We start from the raw sequence: 24290 nt of genomic DNA, 5'->3' as shown, positions 1-24290 counted from the left end.
TCCTGTTGTTGTTTAGTTGCCGTAACCCATTTGTTTTAACTGCTTCTGGGCCGCATCCAAATACGCCTGATAATTCATCGTTGTTTTCAGCGTATTGGCAAAGCTGTCATATTCCTGCAAGCTTCTTTTTCCGTAAATGAATTTCGCAAACTCCTCTTCCACATACCGGTCGACGTCGGTTTTGTTAAATCCTTCGGGCAATGTGACAAATCCGTTTAATGCCTCGATCCGCGGTTGCTTGTTGTAGAAATCGATATACGGAGCTTGGCTGGCGAATTTGGACTGCAAATATTTAATTTCCGGCCGTCCGGTAAATTGATACAGCCAGGAGTAACCGACCTCTTTGCCCATAAGCTCCGTCGGCACGATTTTGTCGCCTTCCATGTTGTAATGTTTCCCTTTGACGCCGTATTGCACGAGCAGGCCTCCGGTTTGCTGATCGGCAACGTAATTGATCAGGTCAAACACCTTCTGCAGTTTGTCCGGATTTTTCTCCAGCGCTTTCGGGATGGAAAAAATATATGGCGAAGTGCCGATATCCCACGTGCCGTTCCATTGTCCGCCCGGCCCCGCCGGAGGGGTTAGCGGAATCCATTCCGCCTTGGGGTTGACCGTTTTGATCTGCTCCATAATTTGTTCTTTCGTCAAATTGGCCCAGTCGATATATATGATGCCCGCTTGCCCCATGATCGCCTTCTGCTGATGCTGCATGCCGGTATTGCCCAGCAACTCGGGATCAACTACCTTGTCTTGGATCAAACCTTGAATGTAACTTAATGCGTCTTTCATCGCCGGATCAAACAAGGAGTTGGTCACTTTCCCGTCTTTGACGACAAAAGAGCCTGGCATGGCGATGTTAAACGCCCCAAATATGGGCTGGAACGTCTCCAGCTTGGAACCGGTGATGCCGATCGTATCCTGCTTGCCGTTGCCGTCCGGGTCTTTTTCGGTGAACGCTTTGGCTACGGCTTTCAGCTCCTCCAGATTGGCGGGCGGCTTCAGACCAAGCAGGTCCAGCCAATCCTTGCGAATGAAATACGATTGCATCGGTTTTTGCTGCGTATGGGAGATCGCGTACAACTTGCCGTCGATCATGCCGTTTTTGGCGGCGTCTCCGATAAAATCAAGCGCCGGCTTCAGCTTGTCCTTATATTTGTCCAGATCAAGCACGAGATTCTGCTTGACGTATTGGCTCAGCATTTGCCGGTCAACCAGGAACAAATCGGGATAGTTGCCTGCGGTCAGCCGTACATTCAGCTGGTTTTTGTAATCGTCCAAGGAGGCGTACACCGTCATGTTATAGGACGCCCCAAGCGCCTTGTCCATTTCCTGCTTGATCACGTCTTTGTCCGGCGTCGGCAGATTGCTTCCCGGCCTGATGATTTCGACCTGGAGCGACTTTTTGCCGTCGTTCCCGGCTGCTGCAGCGGATTTGTCCCCGTTCGCCGCAGCCGGCCCCTTGCTGCACCCAAACGCCCCCGCAGCCAAAGCGGCAACCAGACCTGCCAACATGATTGATTTCGTTTTCAAATGAACCCCCACTTTCCATGGCATATGATTTATGTTGAGACCGGACGGATGGCCGGTCTTTCAACCGGCCCCCTCAGCCTTTTACGGCTCCGAGCAGCAATCCCTTGGTAAACTTCCTTTGGATAAACGGATACACCAGAATGATCGGCAGGCTGGCGAGCACAACCGAAGCCATCTGCATCGTTTGCGTCGGCACGATATTTTCCGCAGAATCAAGCGGCTGCTGGGATTGCATCAGTATGTCGCGCACAACCACCTGCAGAGGAAACAATGTTCGATCGGTAACATACATAATCGCTTGAAAAAATTCGTTCCAATGACCGACCATATAAAACAAACCGACGGTCATCATCACCGGCATGCTGAGCGGAAGCACGATTTGCCACAGCACTCTTACATCCCCGGCGCCGTCAATATTGGCGGCATCAAACAGTTCGTCGGGCAAATTTTCAAAGAAACTTTTCATCACCAGCACGTTGAAACTCCAAATGACATTGGGCAAAATCATCGCCCATGCGCTGTCCAGCAGTCCGACTGATTTGACGGTAATGTAAGTCGGAATGATGCCTCCGTTAAAAATGAGCGTAAACACGATCAAGAAAAGAAACGCTTTTCTCCCCGGCAGCTGCTTGCTGCTCAGCGGGTAAGCGGTCAGCGCGGTCAGAATCAGATTCAGCACCGTGCCGACAACGGTAATAAATACCGTGACACCGATCGATTGAACAAGCACCGAATCGCTCAGCAGCTTGGCATAAGCGGTGAAGGTGACCGATCTTGGGATCAAAATAAATCCGCCGTTTTTCAAAACCTCGCCAACCGGAGTAACGGATACGGACAATACATACATCAGCGGAAAAACAACGGATGCTCCCGAAAGCGCAAGCAGCACATACACGATTGTGTTGAAAATTTTATCTTCGATGCCTTTTACCATACATTCTCCCCCCATCTCTTCGCAAGCGAGTTGGCGAGAACGACCAGCACCAAACCGATAACCGACTTGAACAGCCCTACAGCCGAAGCGAGGCTGAAATTCATCTGCTGCAGCCCGGTTCGAAACACCCAAGTATCCAAAATATCGGCCACCGGATACACTTGAATATTGTACAAAATGTAAATCTGCTCGAAACCGGCATCCATAATATGACCCAGCTTCAGCACAACAAGCAAAATAATGACGTTGCGGATCCCCGGCAGCGTAATGCTCCAAATCATACGCAGCCGGCTCGCCCCGTCCACTCTGGCCGCTTCATACAACGTCGCGTCGATCCCGGTAATCGCCGCCAAATAAATGATCGCGTTGTATCCGATGCTTTGCCAAATGTCCGATGCAATGAGGATGCTTCGGAAGTATTCCGTCGATGTCAGGAACGGAACCGATTCCCCGCCCGCTTCTTTGATAAAATAATTGACGACCCCGGAGTTTTGCGACAACAAAGCGATCAGAATCCCGGAAATGATGACCCAAGACAAAAAATAAGGCATGTACGTAACCGTTTGCACAAAGGACTTAAACCAGCGAACGGCACATTCGTTCAACAGCAAAGCTAACACAATCGGCGGTATTGTCCCAAACACCAGCTTGTACACGCTGATCAGCAGCGTATTGGAGAGAAGCTGCGTGAAATAAGGGGATTCGTAAAAATAAACAAAATGTTTGTACCACGGGTTGGCCCAGCCGCTTCCAACAATGCCGTCCATGATGGAGAAGTCTTTGAAAGCGATCACCACGCCGTACATGGGAAAATATCTAAACACAACATAATAGATCATTCCCGGAATCAAAAATAAGTAAAGCATTTTAAACTTCCACAATGTTTTCAAACGGTACTCCATACATTCACCTCGTAGTCGATCTTGAGCTCACCTACATTGTATCAAGATCGATTGCCAGCAAATATGCACATATGAAGCGATTGTGTACGTTTTCATACTCACTTTTTACGATATTTCCGCCCGGTGGGGAATCGAAATTCTGACAGTGGTGCCGATCTCGGGTGTGCTGCGGATCTTCAGGCCAAACCGCTCCCCGTAATGCAGTTGAATCCGCTCATTGACGTTTTTTAGCCCGATGCTCGTAAATCTCGATGCGACCCGCTGGCTTGGGCTTTCCTGCAGCAGTCTGCGCACGGCCTCCGGCGTCATCCCCATGCCGTTATCGTGAATGTAGATGTTTACCTGATCCCCGCGCATAAAAGCGCGGAGCGTCACAACTCCGGCCGTTTTCCGGCGGGCCAAACCGTGAAATATCGCGTTTTCCACGATCGGCTGCAGCGTCAGCTTAAGGATTGGGCAACTCACAATTTCTGGATCGCATAACTCGACATACCCGATTTTATCGCCGCTTCGCACATTTTGAATTTGCACATACATCCGCAGCATCTCCAGTTCATCCTTGAGCCGGACGACGGACGAAATGCGGTCAAAGCTGAACGATAGCAGCCCGACAAGCGACTTGATCGTCTGTACGACCTCCTGCTGCTTGTTGAGCTTAGCCAAACTGCTGACGCAAGCCAGCGTGTTGTAAATAAAATGCGGCGCAATTTGGCTTTGCAGCATTTTCAGCTCGGTTTCTTTCTTCCGCTCTTCGACTTCCTTGACCTCCTTGATCAGGAAATGAATCCGGTTGATCATCGCTTTATAGCTGCCGTACAACCTGCCTATTTCGTCCTTACGGGCTGTCGACAATGCAAAGGTCGTGGAGAAGTCGCGCAGATGGTCCATCTTCTGCACCAGCGTGCGGATGGGAGAAGTAAAATAACGGCTCATCATATACGTGCAGAACAGCAGGGTAAGCAGCCAGACGATCCCCGCCGAACTGAAGTTTTTGTGAAGTTTTTGCGCCGCCTGATAAAAATAGCTTTCCTCAATAAACAGCACAACGGACCAGCCCAGCCGGTTATAGGCCGATTTTAAGGTCACCAGTTGATCTTTGGCCCCCTGGATATGGCTGACGCCAAACGGCAAATCGCTGACCCTTGTCATAAACTCCCCGGTTAATTGCGGCGGGTAAACAGCCCTTTGAAACAATAACATATCATCTTGAGTGCCGGGAAGATAGACCGGTTGTCCGGTTTTGGTCAGCATGACAAACGTCTGGTGGGAGTTGATCAGCAGAGGCGCAATACGGGTATATAACAAATTCAGATTGATTTCCAGCACAGCCGCCCCGAGGTATTCGTTACGTTCGTTAACGATTGCTTTCGTATACGCTACGGTAGGCCCGGCAAGCGGTGAATTGTACAAGCCGCTGACGCTGATCAGGCTTGTATTGGCCCGGGCAAGCTCCGTTAATTGCTGCAAATGGGGATGTCCCATAATATCGTAAAAAGCTTGCTGGTTGGAGTACACCTTCCCGTCGCTCCGGATCAAATACAGCGCTCCAATCAGCGAGCTGTTGGACTTGGCGTAGTTGCGCAGCGTTTGCACGCTTTGCGTTTCATTCCCTTCTGCAAACAGCTCCTGGTTGCTGGACAACATAAGCAGCACGTTGTTGACATTATCGAGATAAGATTCGATCAAGTCGGCCGTGCGGGTCAGCAGCACCTCGGAATCGTGAATCACTTGATCCCTGTACAGCGCTTCCGCTTCCCGCAGATTTAAAGTGGCAAGCGAAAAAAACAACACGGCGGTCACTAAAAAAAGAAAGACGAATTGCTTCGTCGCGATGCTCCAGCCCTGAAACCATTCGATGGCTTGTCTCATATGATCAACCTCTTTTGTAGTCCGTTGGTGTAAGTCCGGTTTTTTCCTTAAATACCGCGGTAAAATATCTGTAGCTTGGTATGCCGATCCTTTCGGCAACCTCGTATACCTTAAGGTTCGTGTCCCGCAGCAGTTCCTCCGCTTTCTCCACCCTTCTTCGGATTAAATAATCGCTGAACGGTTCGCCGACCTGTTCACGGAACACTTTGCTGAAATAACTTGGACTTAAGCCCACCTTGTCGGCAACGGAAGCAAGCGTCAAATCCTCGTGCAGATGACCCGCCATGTACGCAAGCGCATCTTCGATTTCTTTGCGGCCCTTGCGCGCCGCAGCATTTTGCTCCGATTTTAAGCTGTGCACAGCTTCCAGCAATTCATATAACGTGTGGGCCTGAAAAATCAGTTCGTACAAGCGGGCCAGCTCCGCCGCCGAAGCGCTCTGTGCATGATAACCTTTCATCAGGGAGTGAACGAGGTGTTTTAACTCCGCCGGTTCGTAACGGCTTTTCATACATTTTGCATAAAACTCGGAACGCATCCACGCCTCATCGTTGCCGGGTTCTTTGACCAGCTGGTGAAACAGCTTGGCAAGTTCGGCGGCCTCTCTGCCGTCGACCGGATGGAAGGCAATCGGCTTGCCCATATAAATCGGACTTCTCAGCGGATGGCGTTCGTAAAATTTATGCTTTTCCCACAATGCCGAGTTGTGAAATGCTTTGACTAACTCCTCGGAGGAATGAACCGTCTCGCTAACGATCATATACATCTGTACATCGTCCTGCATTCCGCCTTTATTTTGCTGCAGCACATGCCTTAAGGTGTGCATGACTGCCTCCAATGTTCGTTCGATCGTTTTGGCCTCCTGCTGGGCGGCCTCCCTCAGAAACACAAACTGCCCGTCCATCAGCGTCCATTGAAAACGTTCGTTTAACAAGTGATCGAGCCGGTCGAGCGCTTCTTCGATTTCCTGGATAATGTACGTTTTTACCGCTGCCTGCGCATCGACCCGCAAGAAGACGAGTCGCAGCGGATAATGGAGTAAGGCGGGGGGTTCCTCCGCCGACGACCTGCCGCTCACAATTTTGGTCACGGTTCTGGCCAATTGGTTTCGCTGATGGACAATCTCCGCTTTACTCGACAGCCGGTCCCGGGCAATCAAATCGCGGGCCTTCTCCAATGCCAAGCGGATGTCGTCGTCCTCCAGAGGGATTTTCGTCAAATATTCAATGGCTCCTAATTTTAACGCTTCCTGGGCGTATGCAAATTCGGTATGGCATGTCAGCAGGATCACTTTGGTCGACGGGATCTCGCTGCGGATCGCTTTTAACAGCTCCAAACCATTCATCAAAGGCATTGTAATATCGGCAATAACTACATCTGGTAAATTTTCCCTGAACATATCTAGTGCCTCTTCCCCGTTCTCAGCTTCCCCAATTAAAACCGCATTGCAATCTTGCCAAGGAAAAGCGCGCAGCTCCTGCCGTATCGGAAAGTCATCGTCAACAATTAACACTGTTAGTGGAGCCTGTACTTGCATGTTACCACCGCCGTTCAATTTTTTGTTACCGGTTTCACATATTATAGCAGAACTTTATATGGGCGGGGGGAGATTATATGCAAATACTCATTCAATACCACAGGTTTCGTGGAACGGAAGACGTATTTTCTTATTTTAAGTGAGTTATGGCGACAGTATGAAGCTGATAAACGTATTTAGGGGTTTAGTCCGTAAAGCTGCAGAAAACTGAATATGTAGATTTAAAATGCAAGCCCGAAACGCCTGATGCTAATATCGTGCTGCTTCAAAATTTCCGACCGGGTCAGCTTAACAGAGCATACACGCCCGATTTCTTGAAAATATGCTCTCCGACCTCGCCGATCGTTTCTTTGCCTTTGCCGATCAACGATATTACCTCCCTCTCAAAAATTTGTAATGATTTTGTCATTTCACAATAGGCAGCAAAAAAAGAACCAAGGATACGTTCCATGGTTCCCGCTTGCATTTTGATGTAATTTAGGCGCTAGGCCAAGTTACCGCTGCAAGTTCAGGCCATCTTGGAAGCTTAGGCGTGAGCCGGTTTGGCTGCGCCGCCGGCCTTATTGTTGCGGCCGCCTTTGTGGCGTTTGTCAAGCCAGTTATGCATCGCCGGCATCAGATAGTAGTCAACGCCGAATCTTGCTGCATTGGTGCCGACCAGGATGACGATACCGCCAAGGAGTGCAAGCCACGGGTTGGTGTTAAGCGTTCCGGCGAACATGAACATGAAGTTCATCAGCAATCCGAAGAATGCGGCCGCGGTGGTCAAGCAACCAAGGATGAGGCCAAGCCCGACAAGTGGTTCACCGACCGGTATGATGTAGTTGAACAACTTGGCGTTCGGTAAAGCAAAGTGTTTCAAGAAGGCGGTGAATGTCGGGTAAACAAGTTCGCCTGTCGCTTTGTCGGCAATCGGTTTGCCTACCGCATTTTTAAGGAAGCCCGTGGCATCGAAGCCGCCAGTTAATTTATGAATACTGGCGGTGAGCCATTCATAGCCGACATACAACCTGACCATGAGCAGCAATCCTGCTGCATATACGTTTTAAATTTTTATAATACCATTATATTCTTTTTTATTTCCGTTCCAATTCAAAACTTGCAATGTCATTCCCATGGTCTGCCTCTTAACCAATTTAAGATTCGACCGTTGTAAAAAATACTTTCATATGCAATAACCCCAACAGTTAGAGCTATCACCCCAATAATAACCCATAAGCCCCAGATATCACATTTCACCCCACAATGGCGGTGTCGGAATTTCAAATTTAATCGCACCGCCGTATTCTATATAAACAGATCCACCATCCAGTCGCTTTTTCCACTTCTGAATTCGATGAGTATTGTCGGTTATTAACGAGCGCAAAAAATTTCTTGCATCATAGAACAAAAACTGTTCATCGAGGGATAAGTTAAAATACTGAGAATTATTCATTTTACTACGTAAAAACATGTTCAATCCCCCTACCCGCCCGACATCAATGATTAATTGAATTTCTTAAAGTATAGCATCTAACTAATTTAACGGAAAGCACGCCGGAGCCATGTTTATGGAGCGCAAGCTCACGGAAGACGGAATGGAGATGACCTGGGCCGTCAATCATTTGGCTCCCTTTCTGCTGACCACGCTGCTTATCGATCGATTGAAACAAAGCGGCGGACGCATCATCACCACCGCCTCCTACGGGCACAAAATGGCCAAAGAAGGCATCCGCTTCGATGATCTCACCGCCGAGCGCTGCTACAGCCTCCCCCATCGACTGCTTCTTGGAGCGAGCGTTCGTTATGCCGAAACGAAGCTGGCCAATATTTTGTTCACCTCGGAGCTGGCCAAACGGCTGCAAGGAACCGGAGCGACAGCCCACTGCTTCAACCCGGGGCTGGTATCGACCAACTTTAATCAAGGCAACGGATGGGCCGCCCAGCTGACCATGGCTATAATGAAGCTGTATTCGCGACCGCCGGAGAAAGGCGCCGAAACCTTGGTCTGGCTCGCCGATTCCGACGAAATCAGCGGTCAAAGCGGTCATTACTATACGGATAAGCAGATCGACGCGCCTACACCTCACGCTCAAGACAGCGAGACCGCCAAACGTCTGTGGGAAGTCAGCCTGGAGCAAATTCAGTCATAAGCCCGGCCGATTCCCGACATCCGAAATCGGTTCATCCTCATCATGGTGTCTGCCGCTGCGTGCAGCATAACAGGCCTCCTGACGCTGTACATGCTCCGCACTGACAAAAACAACGCTTCGATCAGCATGCTGATGTTTTCTACGCTCGTATTGGCCGGATCGACATTGGCAATCTTGCGGTTTTATAGATGCTGCGGCGAAGAAGAAGCGCCCGCTCCGGTTCCTTCCAATGAGCTGCGGCAAAAAAAGACCTTCGAAATGCGCTGCAATCGCATCGGTTCGAAGGTCTTGGGGTTAGTCGTTAGCAGGCATTTCGTTGAAGAAGGTGATGTCGTCGATCGGCAGCCGCGTCGTCGGATGACCCGGTTCGGCAGCTTTGCCGAGCGCAATCAGCATGATCGGGATGTAGCGGTCGCTGATGCCGAAGGCTTCTTTCAGCTTGACAGCATCGTAGCCGCCCATCGGAACCGTGTCGTATCCATGCGCGCGCGCCACCAGCATCAGCTGCTGGGAGACGATACCGCCGTCGGTATGAATGATTTTATGCAAAATCTCTTTGGGCAGCGCGCCGTACATGCTGATCGTTCTTTCCGCGAACGATTGGGCCCGGTCTTCCGGCATAAAGCCGCGTCTCGCCGCTTCTCCGTAAACTTCGTCGGCTTTTTTATAGCCTTCCGTATCGCCGAGCACTGCGATGACCGCCGCCGCTTCAGTTACCTGAGACTGATTGAAGGCGATCGGCAGCAGCTTTGCTTTCAGCTCTTCCGTCTCGATAACGAGGAACCGCCAAGGCTGAACGTTGGAGGAGGAAGGGGCCAGCGCCGCTTCCTGCAGCAGTTCCTTAATTTGTTCGTGGGTCAGGCGAACCGACGGGTCATAATGGCGCACCGAGCGGCGCTCGCGAACAACATCCGTGAATAGCGGGGAACTTGCCCCGATTTGAGTAGAAGTTGACATTGTAAATCCTCCTTCGAATACATACGATTTATATTTTAGCGCAGTCAGGAATCGGATTCGTTCCAAATGCGCCGGAACAACTTGAAGAAAGGAGCACAGCAGCCGCGTCACGAAACCGCGGCGGCACTAACTGTGCCTTTTCTCGCACAGTATATCGCAAAAAAAATAAGCTGTATACCGTCCGCCTTAAACTGTTGTTTATATTGCACAGTATAGACCTCGCATCGGCCGTTGTCAACGGTCTTGTCGCCCGGTCTCGTTTTATATCTCCGATTCCAACTGACCGGCGATATCCGCTATCGTATATTTGCTTAACACTGCGCGCATGCTCTCGTCCATTTCCTTCGTGATTTCCCCGAGCACCGATTTCATGCACCGCCCGAGCGGATGCGTGCCCGCCGTTTCGGTAATGCCGAAGCATAGCTGGCTGCCGGCGCGAAACGCATCGTAGATGTCGACCAACCGAATGGATGCCGCCGGTTTCTTGAGATGATAGCCGCCGGCGCGGCCTTCCCGCGTTCCAATAAACCCTTCTTTGGCTAAAACCGCAAGAATACGGCGCAGCAAAGAAGGTTCCGACTGCAGGTACTTGGCGAGCTCAATGCTCGGACAGGCTGATCCTACATCCTCGCGAGACATAATAATAAGCGCTTGAACAGCGAGGCCGAACCATTTCGGGTGCTGCGTCGACGTACAATATTCCTGCTTCACCTTAGGTTGCCCCCTTCATTCCTATTTACAGTTATGATTCATTGTACCCAATTCCCGCGCATCCCGCAATTACGTAATCGATTTCATACGCCGCATTCTGCGAACGAATGCCGATTTTCAGAGGAATTTTTTATTAAAATAAAATAATCCGGCCTCCCCTTAGCTCATTCACGAAATTGCAATAAATAGGTATTGACACCACATTTTCTTAGTGATAGCATGTTAATCCTGTCACTCTAAAAAGAGATGGAGGTATTTGTAAGTGATAACCGTTAACGGAATCAGCAAGTCGTTCCTGGTGGCTAAGCGTTCATCGGGCCTCAGGCATGCGGTAAAATCGTTGTTCCATCGAGAATTCACCGTAGTGGAAGCGCTTCAGGACATTTCCTTTTCCATCGCTCCCGGAGAAATCGTAGGCTACATCGGGCCTAACGGGGCGGGCAAATCGACCACGATCAAAATTATGAGCGGCATTCTGGTACCCGATCGCGGCACCTGCACGATCCACGGTTACACCCCATGGCTCGAACGGGTGCCTTATGTGAAGCATATCGGCGTCGTATTCGGACAGCGCACCCAGCTGTGGTGGGATGTGCCGGTCATGGATTCGTTCGAGCTGCTGAAGGATATTTACAATATTCCGCAGCAGGACTACAACGACAATCTCGAGCTGCTGATCGATACTCTCGACTTGGGCGGAATCATCCAGACGCCGGTGCGTCAGCTGAGTCTCGGTCAGAGGATGCGCTGCGAAATCGCCGCCTCTCTCCTGCACAATCCGAGCATCCTGTTTCTCGACGAACCGACCATCGGCCTTGACGCCGTCTCCAAAATCGCCGTTCGACGTTTTATTAAAATGATCAATAAAGAAAAGCGCGTCACCGTCATCCTCACCACCCACGATATGAACGATATCGAGGCGCTGGCCGACCGGATTCTCTTAATCGGCAAAGGCACCCTGCTCTATGACGGCAGCGTTCAAGGCTTGCGCAGCCGGTTCGGCACCCACAGGACGATCACCGCCGATTACCGCGAGAACACAAATCCTATCACGATTCCCGGTGCATCCGTCTTGTCCTGGACTCCGGAGCGGGCCATTCTCAGCGTCGACACCGATCAAATTCTGATGTCGGAAGCGCTGACGCAGCTGTCTTCCCAGGTCGAGCTGATGGATGTGGCGATCGATACCCAGCCGATTGAAGATATCATCGTCCAAATGTATAAGGAGTACCAGCTATGATGATGAAAGCGTACATATCGGTCTTCAAGCTGCGCATCAGCAACGGGCTGCAGTACAGGGCCGCCGCCTTGGCAGGCGTCGGGACGCAATTTTTCTTTGGCTCCATGTTTATTATGATCTTTCAAGCGTTCTACGCTCACACCGTCCAAGAACCTCCGATGACGCTCGAGCAGGTCACCTCGTATACATGGCTCAAGCAAGCTTTTCTCGCCCTTGTCATTTTATGGTTACGGGACAACGAGCTGTTCCAGCTGATCACCAGCGGCAATATCGCCTACGAGCTGTGCCGTCCCAGCGACCTATACGGGCTGTGGTACGCCAAGCTGCTCGCCCAACGGCTATCGAGCGCGCTGCTTCGCTGCTTCCCTATTCTGATTGTGGTCTTGTTCCTGCCGGCGCCCTACGGGCTCGAATTGCCGCCCGACTTCACGTCGTTTCTGCTCTTTCTCGCCGTATTGACGGCCGGTCTGCTGCTGATCGCAGCCATCTCCATGCTGATTTATATTTCCGTATTCGTCACTATGTCACCTGCCGGATCGCTGCTCCTGTTCAGCGTGTTCGGAGAATTTCTGTCCGGACTCGTGATTCCCGTTCCTTTAATGCCCGAATGGATGCAGCGGATCGTCTATCTGCTTCCGTTCCATTGGACCGCCGACTTTCCGTTCCGCGTGTTTACGGGCAACATATCCGCGGCCGAAGCCGTCAGCGGGCTGTTCTCCCAGCTTCTATGGCTGGCCGCTCTGGTTGCCTTGGGCAAAATCACCATGGGCAGAGCGCTAAGGCGCGTCGTCGTTCAAGGAGGCTGATCGCGAATGAAGCTTTATTTCCAATACATGCTGATCCTGCTCAAATCGCAAATGCAGTACCGCGTTTCCTTCTTGCTGCTGACGCTCGGGCAGTGTCTGACGCCGTTTACGATGTTCGCCGGAGTCTACTTCATGTTCGAGCGCTTCGGGCAGATTCAAGGCTGGACCTTCTACGAGGTCGCCCTGTGCTTCGCGGTTACGTACATGGCCTTCGCGATTACGGAATGCTTCGTGCGGGGCTTCGACGTCTTCTCCAGTCTCGTCGTCAGCGGCGATTTCGACCGGCTGCTCGTGCGTCCGCGCAGTACCGCCCTGCAGGTGCTCGGCTCCCGCTTCGAATTCGCGCGAATCGGACGTCTGCTGCTGAGCGCAGCCGTGCTGGTATGGGCCGCTTCCTCGATCAACATCGACTGGACGCCGCTCAAGGTGACAGCTCTTCTGTTGATGGTCTCCGGAGGCGTCGTCATTTTCACCGGTATTTTTATTTTGGCCGCCTCGATCAGCTTCTGGACGGTCCAGGGGCTCGAAATCGCCAACATCTTCACGGACGGCGGGCGGGAAATGACACAGTACCCGCTGACGATTTATCAAAAGTGGGTGCGCCGTTTCTTCACCTTCGTCATCCCCTTCGGCTGCGCGAACTATTTGCCGCTGTTATTCATACTCGGCCGCGAAGGCGCCAATCACCCCATCTATGCGTTTATCCCCCTGGCGGGATTTCTTTTCCTGGTGCCGTGCCTGCTGGTATGGAACATCGGCGTACGCCATTACCGCTCGACGGGCTCCTAACTAAAGTCGCAGCGCATTTCGCGGTCTCGGCAGCAGACCCGAGCGTAATAGGCTGCGTCTGCTTAGGGCGACGCAGCCACAATCTGATGCTCGCCGTCCTGCGATCCAGATGCAAAAAAATAGAGGGCTCCCGGTTAGTTCCCGGCCCCTCTATTTTTTTCAATTTCACCCAATTTCCACCGAATCCCGAATCAAGCATGATACCCTGCGCAAATTTCGTCTCGGGTCTGGTAGAAGCTTGCCAATTGATCCTGCTCATACGCATAGCCTGCGCGGATCAGCCGGTCTTCTCGTCCCCATGCGGCCACCAGCTGCAGCGCGACGGGAAGCCCTTCGCTCGTAATTCCGCAAGGGATCGACAATGCTGGCACTTCGACGGCGTTGAAAATTTCCGTGTAACGAGTCATCGCGTCGAACAAGCTCTCGGTGTACGAGCCGAACTGGACTTCCTCGACGCCGATCTTTCTTGCAGCGATCGGAATCGTCGGAGTCGCGAGCACTTGAATTTGTTCGCGGAATAAGCGGCCGAACTGCTTCATATAGGATTCCTTCGCCTTCAAAGCCTCGATATATTGACGCGACGTAATGGTGAGAGACGATTCCAGCAGCGCCCTCGCATCCGCCACGTATTGCGACAGGCAGCATTCCATCCGGTCGCGGTGGACATAGCCCGCTTCCGAAGCGGCGATGTTCAATATTTGCTGCTGATAGCCGTTAATAAATGATACGTCCACGTCGATCAGCACCGCGCCCAGCTGCTCCAATGCCTGCAGCGCGTTGACATACAGCTGGTACGTCTCCGCTTCGATATGCTCGTTGAAAAAGCTCGTCGGCACGCCTACGCGAAGCCCGCGAATATCCTGCTGCAAATAAGGCACATACTTTTGCTTCGTCAAAGCCTCCATCATGATTGCCAGATCCGTCATGTTGGCGGTCAGCGGGCCGACATGATCGAGCGTCCACGAAACGTAAAATACTCCTTGGGTCGGGATTTTATTATACGTCGGCTTAAGTCCCACAACTCCGCACGAAGCGGCCGGAATCCGGATGGAACCGCCGGTATCCGTACCGATCGAGGCGACGGTCAAATCCGCGGCGACTGCAGCGGCCGACCCTCCGCTGGAACCTCCAGGCGTATATTCGGGATTCCACGGATTATGAACCGGGCCGTAGTGCGGATTGTTCGAGGTGATGCCAAGGGCGTACTCGTGCATATTGTTTTTGCCCAATGTGATCGAATCTTCCTGCAGCAGCTTATGAACGACGGCCGCGTCCCGCTCCGGCACGTTATTCGCGTCGATGGACGAGCCGTACGTCGTGCGGATGCCTTTCGTATCGATATTATCCTTGTAGGACAGCGGAATGCCGTACAACCGCCCCGTCTGATCGCCGGCCTTCTCTTTGGCTTCGACGATCTTGGCCTCTTTTCTCGCCCATTCTTTGGAGACGGTAATAAATGAATTCAGCACCGGATCTTTTTTCTTAATTCGTTTCAAATAATGCTTGGTGATGTCGAGCGGAGTAAACTGCTGGTTCGAATAACCGTCCTGAAGCTCTTGAATCGATTTTCTCGTCATGCCATTCGCTCCTTTATCTTTCATTCGGAGACAAGCCTGCTTGCTGCTCTACTAATCTTGCAAGCCTCGCTTGTCTCCATTGTGCATTATATGAAAGATTGCTAGTTTGAGAACGGGACAGAGAACGGTTTTCGGTCAAAATAGATATTCATCCTGCCGTTAGATTCGGAAGGCGGCTTCGCTTTCGCGCAAATTATTCAGCAGCGTTTTCAGCTGCACCGACATGTTTTTGACTTCGTTGACCTGATGCAGCTGATCCTCGACATTGCCCGAGGACACATGGGTTTGTTCAGCGGATTGCCGCGCGATCCTGGACATTTCCGCGATGGAAGCCGCCGCTTCTTCCGTCCCCGCCGATACTTCCTCGGCGGCTGCCGAAACTTCCTGAATGTGACTGGATACCAGCTCGACCTTGGTTAAAATATGCTGGAAAATCGCTCCGGTCTCCTCCGCTTTCACAATGCCGCTCATCACCTCGCCGTTCACAACCGCCATCGAGCTTAAGGAAGACTCCGAATCGGCTTGTATCGAATGAACGAGCTCGGAAATTTCAAGCGCCGATCGTTCCGTCTGCTCGGACAGCTTGCGGATCTCCCCTGCAACGACGGCGAAGCCGCGCCCTGCTTCCCCGGCCCTCGCCGCTTCTATAGCTGCGTTAAGCGACAACAAGTTCGTTTGCGCCGAAATTTCGCCGATTATTTTCACAATCTGATCGATTTGTTCCGTTTTGCCTGTTAACGTGTGCAGCGCTTCGTTCAATTGGCCCGCCGTCGCCTCGATCCGAGTCATCTGCTGTACGACCTCCTGCAGCGCTTCATCCCCGCGGTGCGCCAGCTGCGTCGTCTCCGCGCTCATATCCGCCACGCTCATGGACGAAACGGCAATGCGCTGAATGCCCGCTGCCATCTCGCTCATCGCCACTTCATTGTTCTGGGCAAGACGAAGCTGCATATCGCTGCCGCTCGCAAGCTCCTGGAAGCTGGCGGCAATGTCGTTGGCCGCCCGTTCCGTCGTCTCCGCATTGCCGGCCAGCCGATTTACCGCGAAACCGACCTGCTTCGTGCCGAAACGGACGTTGCCGATCAGATGGCGCAGGCTTTCCGTCATTTGCGAGAAGGAATCGTACAGCAGCCCGATCTCATCCTTACGGCGATGGGCCGGTATGACCGGCTGCAAATGACCTTGCGAAATTTCGTTGGCGATCTCGATAACCTGCCGCAGCGGGCCGGATACCATTTTCTTAAATATCGCGAACATAATGACCGCAAACACCGCCAACAGCACCAAGCTCGTAAGCAAAGTATCGATCAGCAGCTTGTCGGCGGACTGCGATTCCTTGCTTAGGGCGATGGCGATTTCTATCGCGTAAGCCGGTTTGCCTGCAATATGGATCGGCGCAATCAGCTTGAGCATGCGGTCGTCCGCCTGGTAAATTTCTTGATTTCCCGAAAGGGCCTGCATGATTTCCGGCGTTCCGGGCTGTCCGATCAGCGAAGCGTCTGCCGCCGCCACGATTTTCCCGCCGCCTGCCGATTCATAGAACGTAATCGCCTGAATATCCGGCTGCATTTTGATTTGTTCTTGTATGTACGGTTGAAGCATGGCGGATTGCCCGGTTTCTGCGATAAGCGCATCCAGCGTATGAACAATGGTTTCCGCCTGCTCCTTGCTGGCCCCCATAATGAGCAAGCGGTCCTGACGGTGCACGGCGATCGTAAACAAGGAAACGATAAGCACAAACATAATCAGGAGCATCAGCATAATTTTACGCGGAAGGCTCCAGAAGGGCAGCTTGATGCTTCCTCCGCGCGGAGTCTCTATCGTGTCATGATCTGTATGTGTATTCAAGTAAGCTTCTCTCCTTCATGTGATGTTATCGCTAAGGGAATGGAGATATTCACAACGGTTCCCGCCCCTGGAGCGGATGATAACGCAATTCCGTAACGGTCTCCGTAATACAGCTTGATTCGTTCGTCGACGTTGTGAATGCCGACGCCGCCCAGCTTGGACTTGTCCCCTGCAGAGCCGCCCCCTCCGGCCGCTGCCGGAGGAGCTTGCAGTACGGCGGGGTTGAAGCCGGCCCCGTCATCTTTGACGGTCAACCGGATCGTTCCGTCGTCCGCCCGGCCGCAGGAGATTTCCAGCCTCCCCGGGCCTTCTTTTTCCCGGATGCCGTGATACACCGCGTTCTCCGCGAGCGGCTGGAGAATGATCTTGGGGATGACGACATCGGCAAGCGCCGGATCATAGCTGATGGTATAAGACAGCTTCTCTCCGTATCTCTCTCTCTGGATAAACAGATACTGCTCGACGTGGGCCATCTCTTTGGCGATGGTCGTAAATTCGCTGCCGCCGCTTAAGGATAACTGAAAAAACTCCGCCAGCGCCTTGGTCGTCGATATGACGCGGTCGGTATCCTGGAACTCGGCCATCCACACGATCGTATCCAGCGTATTGTAGAGAAAATGCGGGTTGATCTGGCTGTGCAGCACGCTAAGCTCATGCAAGCGCAGCGCGCCCTCCTTCGTTTCGATATCCTGCAGCAGCTGGCGGATTTCCATAATCATCGAGTTGAAATGCCGCGCCAAGCCCTGAACTTCCGTCACGCCGGTTTCGGGGACGCTGATGGCGAGCTGACCGCTCTGCACCTTCTGCATAGCCTGTTCGAGCCGTCTGACCGGCTGTGTCATGCTCCTCGCAATCCATGGAATCGCAAGCAAAATAAAGAGCAGCAGCACCGTGCCGACCATAATAAACGACCTGAGCAATTGCGCGCGGATTTGCTGAAGCCCGTCCAGCGAGCTGACGCCGACCAGCGTCCAGTCCGATCCCTTCAAATCCGTTTGGTATACAAGCCGATCGCGCTTGGCGTCGTAGCCTGGATTTTGCCGGTTCATCTCAATGAGCTGGTTTTTTTTCGCTTCATCGACAAAGTAAGAAACGTCTTTGTGGTAGACGATTTCGTTACGGCTGTTCACGATATAGGTGTAGCCGTCCTTGCCCAAGTCCAGATCGTTCAGGTAAGCTTCGAGCCCCTTATATTTAATATCCAGCAAAACGACCCCGAGATTGCTGCCGTCCTTATCGCGGATCTCCTGGCTCATGGAGATGACCCAGTTGTTTTTGTCCATCGAAAACTTTTGCATGCGGGCGGAAGTGAGCACCGGATTGCTGCTGTGGATGGCGGCGACGTACCAGCCCTCTTTCATCATGTCCGAAGAGCGCATCATATTCAGCTTCCGTTCGTTCGATAGAACGTAGCCGTCTTGCCCGATCACAATGACGGATTGAATATAAGGGTCCGCGGCCAGCACATTATCGATCATTTTCAGCACATCCTGCTCTCCCGCCTTATCCTTGGAAGCCAGCGTACGAATCGTTTGCGGATTGCCCGCCAGTACGGACGACAGCACCTTGAGCCGATCCAAGTACATCTCGACATAGGTACCGCCTTTGGATACGGCCATTTGGCTGGATTCGACCGATTCATGCATGACCACCCGCGAAATGCCCGCATACAGCGCGCTGCCGGTCACGGCAATCGTCAGTACGCTGATCAGGATGTAAATGATCGAAATGCGAAATTGCAGCGAGCGGAAAAACGGCCCCATTACTCCTTAATCCTTTCCCGGTACTGCAAAGGCGACATGCCGTATTTCTTTTTGAAGGCGGCGCTGAAATAGTTCGGGTTGTCGAAGCCGACTTCCGTCGAAATTTCGTACACCTTTTTATCCGACGCGAGCAGCTGCAGCTTGGCGCGCTCCAGCCGGACCGCCGCGATATGATCCTGGAAGGAGACGTTAAAATGCTTCTTGAACAGCGTGCTCATATACCCCGGACTAAAGCCCATAAGCTCCGCCAGCACGGTCAGCGAAAACTCCGGATTGGACATATTGTCCTCGATAAAATGAGCGATCAGCCTTTTCCCTCCGCCGGCTTCTCCCGCGGCATCTTCTCCGGCTTCGGAAGCCGCCGACCGAAAATCCTTGAGCAGCGCCAGCAGCTCGGCCTGCTGCCCTTCGTTTCTCAGCTTATTCACCAGCTTGCTTAACACCTCGAACACATCATTGCGGGAAACCGGCTTGAGCACGTAATCGTCGATGCCGATTTTGAGCGCGGCCACGGCGTAATCGTAATAATCGTAGCCGGTGATGACGGCAATTTTGACCTCGGGCTTCAGTTCCTTAATTTTCGCTGCAAAATCAAGCCCGTTCATCCGCGGCATATTAATATCGAGCAGCACCAGATCCGGGAGCTGCTCTCGGAACACCCGCAGCCCTTCCTCGCCGTTCGCCGCCTCATAAATCCGGTCAATATTCAGTTCGCCGAAAGACACAAATCGTTTGATGCCGTTTCTCACCAAGTCCTCGTCTTCCACGAGCAGCAGTTTATACATGGCTGAAGCCCCTTTGCCCTCATTGTGCAATGCCGATCAAATCGCCGTACCCTTCCTTATCCATATCGGCCAAAGGGACGAAACGTATCGAAGCGCTGTTGATACAATACCGTTTGCCGCCTTTGTCGGCGGGGCCGTCGTCAAACACATGACCCAGATGAATGTTGCCCGCGCGGCTCCTCACCTCGGTCCGTACCATGCCGTAGCTGTCGTCCTCCGCATACGTGACCACCTCAGGAATGATCGGCTTCGTGAAGCTGGGCCAGCCGCATCCGGCATCGTATTTATCCGCGCTGGAAAATAACGGTTCGCCCGTGGTCACGTCGACATAAATGCCCGGTTTGAACAAATCCCAGTATTCATTCGTAAAAGCGTGCTCCGTGTCCGCAAGCACGGCAACCTGATACTGCTCCTTCGTCAGCTTTTGCTTCAGCTCGGCATCGCTCGGTTTCGGATACTTGGCCGGGTCGATCTGAATCGGCTGATCCTTCAGGATGCCAAGATCGATATGGCAGTAACCGTCCGGATGCTTCTCCAAATAATCCTGATGATATTCCTCGGCCAAATAAAAATTGCTGAGCGGAAGCACCTCGGTTACGATCTTTTTCTCGTATTTGCCTTGTTCCCGGTCCACCCCCGCCTGGATAACGGATAAATCCTGCTGATTTTCATAGTAAATGCCGGTCCGGTACTGGATTCCCCGGTCATTGCCCTGCTTGTTCACGCTCGTCGGGTCGATGACTTTGAAATAATCGGCCACCAGCTCCGCAAGCGTTACGCGATTCGGATCATAAGCGACCTTGACCGTTTCGGCAAATCCCCGGTCCCCGCGGACCACATCTTCATAGCTCGGGTTCTCGCCGGTTCCGTTGGCATATCCGGACACAACGTCGCTCACTCCGTAAATGCGGGACATGTACGCTTCTATTCCCCAGAAGCAGCCGCCGGCCAAATAGATCGTGCGAAGCTCGCTTTTCGAATAATCTACATCCTTGTTCGGGTTAGGCAGAGCAGCCGTCGTGACTTTGCCGCCCGTTCCCGCGCCGCCCGCGGCAAACATGGCTTGACTATCGCTGACTAAATTATATGACGAACAAGCCGAAAGAAACAATAGCAGCGCGGCACCCATCCAAACTGCGAACAGTAATTTACGTTTCATCGTAATCCTCCTTGAGTTACGGATATCTTTGTTCTCAATGAATTGACTGAAAATTGGCCGTAATCGCTTCGTTGGCGTTATGGCCGGGAACCGTTTGCGCCAGTATCCCGTCCGAACCGATGTAGACCGACGTAGGATATCCCCTTACCCCGAATTTCTTGGCCCATGTCCCTCCGTCATCGAGCAGCACTTCAATATTGTCGTATCCGCGCTTGGAGAACCATGCGGCGAAATCGGCGGCGGATTGCTCGCCGTTATATCCGGGGCTCACGATCGTAAGCACCTTATAACCGTTGTCCTGACCGGACAGCTGATTCAGCTCGTCAAGTCCTGCCAAACAGATCGGGCACCAGGAGGCCCAAAATTTCACATATACCTTCTGCCCTTTCAACTCGGCCAAGGAGACGGTATTCCCCTTCAAGTCCTTTAGCTCAAACGCCGGCGCCGGCTGTCCGGGATTATTCGTACCGGCTGCGGTTCCGGCATTCGCCCTCATCTGCGCTTCCGGCCGGCCGGCGAACCCGAACCAGATCAGCGCCAGCAGCGCTGCGGTCGCTACACCCCAAATCCATTTTGATTTCATTCGTCTCATCCCGCTTCATCCTTTCCTATTATGAAAAATAAGCGACAAGCACATTAAGCTTGTTCGTCAACAGCAATAAGCCCATAAGCATCAGGACGATGCCGGAGGCCGCTTTCAGCGTACGCATATGCTTATATATGCCGCGCATTCGCGACAACAGCACGTCGGAAAACAGCGACAGCACGAGAAAAGGAACGGCAAGACCCAGCGCATACGTCAGCATGTATAGGACGCCTGCCGATAAGGTGCCGCCGGTGGCCGAAAGACTGATGACCGCAGCCAGAACCGGTCCGATGCAGGGCGTCCAGCCGAAGCTGAACGTGAAGCCGAGCAGAAAAGCTCCGAACAACCCCTGGCTGCGCCTCGCATCGGTGTGAAATCGCCTCTCGCGCTCCAGAAACGGCAACGAGACCGCCCCGGTCTGGTAGATGCCAAACAGAATCACTACGACGCCGCAGACGGCGATAAACCACGGACTGCCAAATACGCTGCCAAGCGCTCCCGCGCCGAAACCAAGCAATACGAACACGGTAGATAAGCCCAATATAAATAGCAGCGTCCTGCCGAACAATACAGGGGACGGGCCGTGCTTGCCGCCCGGCTCCGAGCTGCCGAGATAGGCCAGATAAACGGGCAGCAACGGTAAAATACACGGCGAAAAAAAAGACAACAGCCCTGCGGCAAATACGCTGCCGATATAAATAGGCTCTGTCATACGGTCACCTCCGGGTCGCGAATCGCTCTTTATTTCAAGGCGTACTACAATTGTAAAAAATCGAGGGAAAGTTTACCATCCAAGCTTATACGCATTTTCTATAAAATAATCAGATTTTAACACTGATGAATCGCAAAACGTTCCTTTAAGCGAAGAACCCCCCTGACCGCAATGTCAGGAGGGTTCCGTTATAAGGTTCTATTTGAAATGAAGTCTGCTGATTGCTTACTGCTTCTGTGCTTGCCGCGCTTCGACCTCAGCTTCATACAGCTTGTACAGCTTATCGAGCGCGCCTCTAATCACTTCCGCATCCTTCGATTCGACCGCTTTGCCCAGCTCGATTCTCCCTTGCAGTGTCAATCCGCTGCTCGCGGAGCGGAATTTGAGCCTGAAGCTGACCTACGGGGAACCGTCCGCAGAACGGATGACCGTGCATGCCGACCGGGAGAAAATGCTTCAAGCGCTGTTGAACGTCGTCGCCAACGCGACCAGACATGCAAGACGCAAGATCGAAATCCGCATCGCTGCGGAAAAAGATGGAGTCGTGATCAAGGTCGCCGACGATGGCGGGGGCATTTCCACAGGAGCTGCTTCCGCACTTGTTCCACCGTTTTGTTAAAGGCAAGGACGGCGAAAACGGACTGGGGCTGGCGATTTCGCGGGCGATCGTCGAGCGATGCGGCGGACGAATCGATTATTTTTTGGAATTCTTTAGGAAGGGAACATGACTTGCTGGAATATGCTGACGATATTCGTAAAAATCCACCTGGTGGCTGATTGATATCGTGGATATTGAGGAAATACGTCCTGACATTTTTTGCGTTCATGATCTATTTATAGATATTTCGGTGAACTTGGACGGCAGTTATCATGTTTTCGATATGGATGATTTTGAAACCGCTCTAAGCTTAGGCGTAATGACACGCGAGCAAACATCACGAAGTTTAAGGTCTTTTCACAGTATTTTGACTGAGCTCAATTCCAAAGCATTCCCTGATGAAATATTGAAACGTATAGAACAAAAGTATTTGTAGCAGGTAGAAAGCTTCACTCCATCACTTCGTCTTGCGGCCGATAAAGGCATAAGACAGCAGGCTTCCCCCGAGCAACACGATCGCCGTCACGACAAGCGATCTGTGCATCCCCTCGATAATCGATCCGCTGGAGCTTAGCATGGAGCCGGCCAGAGCGACGCCGACGGTCGCTCCCAGCTGGCGGCTTGAATTGAGCGCGCCGGAGGCGGTGCCGGTCTGGTCCTTGGATACGGAAGACATGACCGCGGCCATCATCGACGGAATCGTGAAGGATACTCCGAAGCCGATAAGCAATAGCCCTGCGCATATCAGCCCGTAGCCGTCCGCTGCGTCCGCCCTGCTTTCCAGCACGGTGCCCGCCGCTGTTAAGGCGAACCCCAGCGTCATCGGAAGGCGTGCCCCGATACGGCTGACAATACGGCCGGTCACCATCGGATTCAGCGCAAGCGGGATTGTGAGCGCAAGCAGCACGAGTCCTGTCGTATGAGCGGATAACCCGCGCGATTGCTGCAGGAACATGGGAACGACGAACAATACTCCCGACAATCCGATATTGATCGCAAGCCCCGCGACCATTCCGGCGGATACGGTTGCGCTCCTGAACAGCTTGAGCGGCAGCAGCGGCGATCTGCCCCGCGCTTGCGCGTACAGAAAGAGGATGATACAAGCGGCGGCAAAGCCGACAGTCCCGATAATGACGGGTGAACTCCATCCGTAATCATTTGCTTCCATAAGGGCGTAAGATAGCGCAGCAATCGCTGCTATCGCCGTCGTTTGCCCTGCGAGGTCGAAGCCTTGCTCCGGCTTGCGCTTCGTCTCGGTAATAAGCAGCATCGTCAAGATCAGGCTCAACACGGCGATCGGCACATTGATCAGAAACATACTGCGCCAGCCGAACGAATCTACCAGCAATCCCCCGACAACCGGTCCGGCGGCCATCGCCGCCCCGGTAACCGCCGCCCAGATTCCAAGCGCGCGGGCGCGTTCCGCGGGCCCGGGATACGTATGGCCTATCAGCGTAAGCGAGGCCGACATCAGCGCGGCTCCTCCGATCCCCAGGACACCGCGCATCCCGATCAGCACGCCAAGTGTCGGAGCGGCCGCACAACCGGCCGATGCCGCAAGAAATACGGCCAAACCGGCGGCGTACACTCGCTTCGCTCCCAGCTTGTCGGCCAGCGCCCCCATAGATAACAGAAGTCCTGCAAACACGATCGTATAGGCGTTGACGACCCATTGCAGCCCGGTCATGCCGCCGCCCAGATCGGAGCGAATGGCAGGCAAAGCTACATTGACGACCGTCGTATCCAGCAAAACCATAAAATACCCGAGCGAAAGCCCCAGCAGAAGCCATCCTTTGCCCTGCCTGCTGGTGCTATCGGATTGAATTACCTCTGCTTTTTCCATAAAAAAATCTCC

Annotated in this window: 24 protein-coding genes and 1 pseudogene; 6 read left to right on the top strand and 19 right to left on the bottom strand. The window is 52.7% G+C overall.

Annotated features, from left to right (window positions below; genetic code table 11):
- Positions 1–12 precede the first annotated feature (12 nt).
- The 8 genes from SK3146_RS34100 to SK3146_RS34070 all read right to left on the bottom strand — a co-directional run bounded on the left by SK3146_RS34100 (position 13) and on the right by SK3146_RS34070 (position 8225).
- Entirely contained in the window at positions 13–1512 is a 1500-nt protein-coding gene (locus SK3146_RS34100) for an extracellular solute-binding protein (RefSeq protein ID WP_249862972.1), read from the bottom strand.
- A 91-nt stretch (positions 1513–1603) separates the two neighbouring features.
- A complete protein-coding gene (locus tag SK3146_RS34095) occupies positions 1604–2464 on the bottom strand; it encodes a carbohydrate ABC transporter permease (RefSeq protein WP_249862971.1) in 861 nt (286 codons plus the stop codon).
- Positions 2458–3366 (bottom strand): ABC transporter permease, encoded by a 909-nt coding sequence (locus tag SK3146_RS34090; RefSeq protein ID WP_131011266.1) that lies wholly within the window; start codon positions 3364–3366, stop codon positions 2458–2460. Before SK3146_RS34090 ends, SK3146_RS34095 begins: the two co-directional genes overlap by 7 nt.
- A 105-nt stretch (positions 3367–3471) precedes the next feature.
- The gene (locus SK3146_RS34085; RefSeq protein ID WP_249862970.1) at positions 3472–5235 is read right to left on the bottom strand and encodes a cache domain-containing sensor histidine kinase; all 1764 of its coding nucleotides are present in this window, start codon (positions 5233–5235) and stop codon (positions 3472–3474) included.
- Between the two features lie 4 nt (positions 5236–5239).
- Entirely contained in the window at positions 5240–6772 is a 1533-nt protein-coding gene (locus SK3146_RS34080; RefSeq protein ID WP_249862969.1) for a response regulator, read from the bottom strand.
- 283 nt (positions 6773–7055) lie between these two features.
- Positions 7056–7181, bottom strand: coding sequence for a hypothetical protein (locus SK3146_RS35095; RefSeq protein ID WP_283942799.1), 126 nt, complete (start codon positions 7179–7181; stop codon positions 7056–7058).
- Between the two features lie 117 nt (positions 7182–7298).
- Positions 7299–7790 carry a DoxX family membrane protein gene (locus SK3146_RS34075; protein WP_249862968.1) on the bottom strand — a complete coding sequence of 164 codons (492 nt, stop codon included), beginning with the start codon at positions 7788–7790 and terminating at the stop codon, positions 7299–7301.
- Positions 7791–8000: 210 nt separating this feature from the next.
- The gene (locus tag SK3146_RS34070; protein WP_249862967.1) at positions 8001–8225 is read right to left on the bottom strand and encodes a hypothetical protein; all 225 of its coding nucleotides are present in this window, start codon (positions 8223–8225) and stop codon (positions 8001–8003) included.
- Between the two features lie 79 nt (positions 8226–8304).
- Here SK3146_RS34070 and SK3146_RS34065 point away from each other — a divergent pair.
- Positions 8305–8904, top strand: a pseudogene (locus tag SK3146_RS34065) (short-chain dehydrogenase); the annotation flags it as partial.
- A 294-nt stretch (positions 8905–9198) separates the two neighbouring features.
- Here SK3146_RS34065 and SK3146_RS34060 read toward each other — a convergent pair.
- Both SK3146_RS34060 and SK3146_RS34055 read right to left on the bottom strand, forming a co-directional pair.
- Positions 9199–9861 (bottom strand): nitroreductase family protein, encoded by a 663-nt coding sequence (locus SK3146_RS34060; RefSeq protein WP_249862966.1) that lies wholly within the window; start codon positions 9859–9861, stop codon positions 9199–9201.
- Positions 9862–10122: 261 nt separating this feature from the next.
- Complete coding sequence (locus SK3146_RS34055) at positions 10123–10572, bottom strand: RrF2 family transcriptional regulator (protein ID WP_249862965.1); 450 nt, start codon at positions 10570–10572, stop codon at positions 10123–10125.
- A gap of 262 nt (positions 10573–10834) precedes the next feature.
- On the opposite strand from SK3146_RS34055, the gene SK3146_RS34050 reads away from it, so the two are divergent.
- The 3 genes from SK3146_RS34050 to SK3146_RS34040 are packed head-to-tail and all read left to right on the top strand — an operon-like array spanning position 10835 to position 13407.
- The gene (locus SK3146_RS34050; RefSeq protein WP_249862964.1) at positions 10835–11812 is read left to right on the top strand and encodes an ABC transporter ATP-binding protein; all 978 of its coding nucleotides are present in this window, start codon (positions 10835–10837) and stop codon (positions 11810–11812) included.
- Complete coding sequence (locus SK3146_RS34045) at positions 11809–12618, top strand: ABC transporter permease (RefSeq protein WP_349655178.1); 810 nt, start codon at positions 11809–11811, stop codon at positions 12616–12618. Before SK3146_RS34050 ends, SK3146_RS34045 begins: the two co-directional genes overlap by 4 nt.
- Positions 12619–12624: 6 nt before the next feature.
- On the top strand, positions 12625–13407 hold the full coding sequence (locus SK3146_RS34040; protein WP_249862963.1) for an ABC transporter permease: 783 nt from the start codon (positions 12625–12627) through the stop codon (positions 13405–13407).
- A gap of 191 nt (positions 13408–13598) precedes the next feature.
- On the opposite strand, the gene SK3146_RS34035 is transcribed toward SK3146_RS34040, so the two are convergent.
- The 8 genes from SK3146_RS34035 to SK3146_RS35090 all read right to left on the bottom strand — a co-directional run bounded on the left by SK3146_RS34035 (position 13599) and on the right by SK3146_RS35090 (position 22197).
- Complete coding sequence (locus SK3146_RS34035) at positions 13599–14984, bottom strand: amidase (RefSeq protein ID WP_249862962.1); 1386 nt, start codon at positions 14982–14984, stop codon at positions 13599–13601.
- A gap of 159 nt (positions 14985–15143) precedes the next feature.
- Positions 15144–16832 carry a methyl-accepting chemotaxis protein gene (locus SK3146_RS34030; protein ID WP_249862961.1) on the bottom strand — a complete coding sequence of 563 codons (1689 nt, stop codon included), beginning with the start codon at positions 16830–16832 and terminating at the stop codon, positions 15144–15146.
- Positions 16829–18595 carry a sensor histidine kinase gene (locus tag SK3146_RS34025; protein WP_249862960.1) on the bottom strand — a complete coding sequence of 589 codons (1767 nt, stop codon included), beginning with the start codon at positions 18593–18595 and terminating at the stop codon, positions 16829–16831. The genes SK3146_RS34030 and SK3146_RS34025 overlap by 4 nt, the downstream gene beginning before the upstream one ends.
- Positions 18595–19380, bottom strand: a complete 786-nt coding sequence (locus tag SK3146_RS34020) for a response regulator transcription factor (RefSeq protein WP_249862959.1) — start codon at positions 19378–19380, stop codon at positions 18595–18597. The genes SK3146_RS34025 and SK3146_RS34020 overlap by 1 nt, the downstream gene beginning before the upstream one ends.
- Positions 19381–19399: 19 nt before the next feature.
- Complete coding sequence (msrB, locus tag SK3146_RS34015) at positions 19400–20539, bottom strand: peptide-methionine (R)-S-oxide reductase MsrB (protein ID WP_249862958.1); 1140 nt, start codon at positions 20537–20539, stop codon at positions 19400–19402.
- Positions 20540–20573: 34 nt separating this feature from the next.
- Complete coding sequence (locus SK3146_RS34010; RefSeq protein ID WP_249862957.1) at positions 20574–21122, bottom strand: TlpA family protein disulfide reductase; 549 nt, start codon at positions 21120–21122, stop codon at positions 20574–20576.
- A 28-nt stretch (positions 21123–21150) separates the two neighbouring features.
- Positions 21151–21837 (bottom strand): cytochrome c biogenesis CcdA family protein, encoded by a 687-nt coding sequence (locus SK3146_RS34005; RefSeq protein ID WP_249862956.1) that lies wholly within the window; start codon positions 21835–21837, stop codon positions 21151–21153.
- Between the two features lie 225 nt (positions 21838–22062).
- Entirely contained in the window at positions 22063–22197 is a 135-nt protein-coding gene (locus tag SK3146_RS35090; RefSeq protein WP_259617742.1) for a hypothetical protein, read from the bottom strand.
- 22 nt (positions 22198–22219) lie between these two features.
- On the opposite strand from SK3146_RS35090, the gene SK3146_RS34000 reads away from it, so the two are divergent.
- Both SK3146_RS34000 and SK3146_RS35390 read left to right on the top strand, forming a co-directional pair.
- Positions 22220–22456, top strand: a complete 237-nt coding sequence (locus SK3146_RS34000; RefSeq protein WP_249862955.1) for an ATP-binding protein — start codon at positions 22220–22222, stop codon at positions 22454–22456.
- Positions 22401–22565, top strand: coding sequence for an ATP-binding protein (locus SK3146_RS35390; protein WP_375295467.1), 165 nt, complete (start codon positions 22401–22403; stop codon positions 22563–22565). The genes SK3146_RS34000 and SK3146_RS35390 overlap by 56 nt, the downstream gene beginning before the upstream one ends.
- A 327-nt stretch (positions 22566–22892) precedes the next feature.
- Here SK3146_RS35390 and SK3146_RS33995 read toward each other — a convergent pair whose 3' ends face one another.
- Positions 22893–24278 (bottom strand): MFS transporter, encoded by a 1386-nt coding sequence (locus SK3146_RS33995; RefSeq protein ID WP_249862954.1) that lies wholly within the window; start codon positions 24276–24278, stop codon positions 22893–22895.
- Positions 24279–24290: the final 12 nt, after the last annotated feature.

Source organism: Paenibacillus konkukensis, assembly GCF_023523925.1.
Lineage (GTDB): Bacteria > Bacillota > Bacilli > Paenibacillales > NBRC-103111 > Paenibacillus_S > Paenibacillus_S doosanensis.
This window is presented reverse-complemented; position numbering and strand designations above follow the sequence as displayed.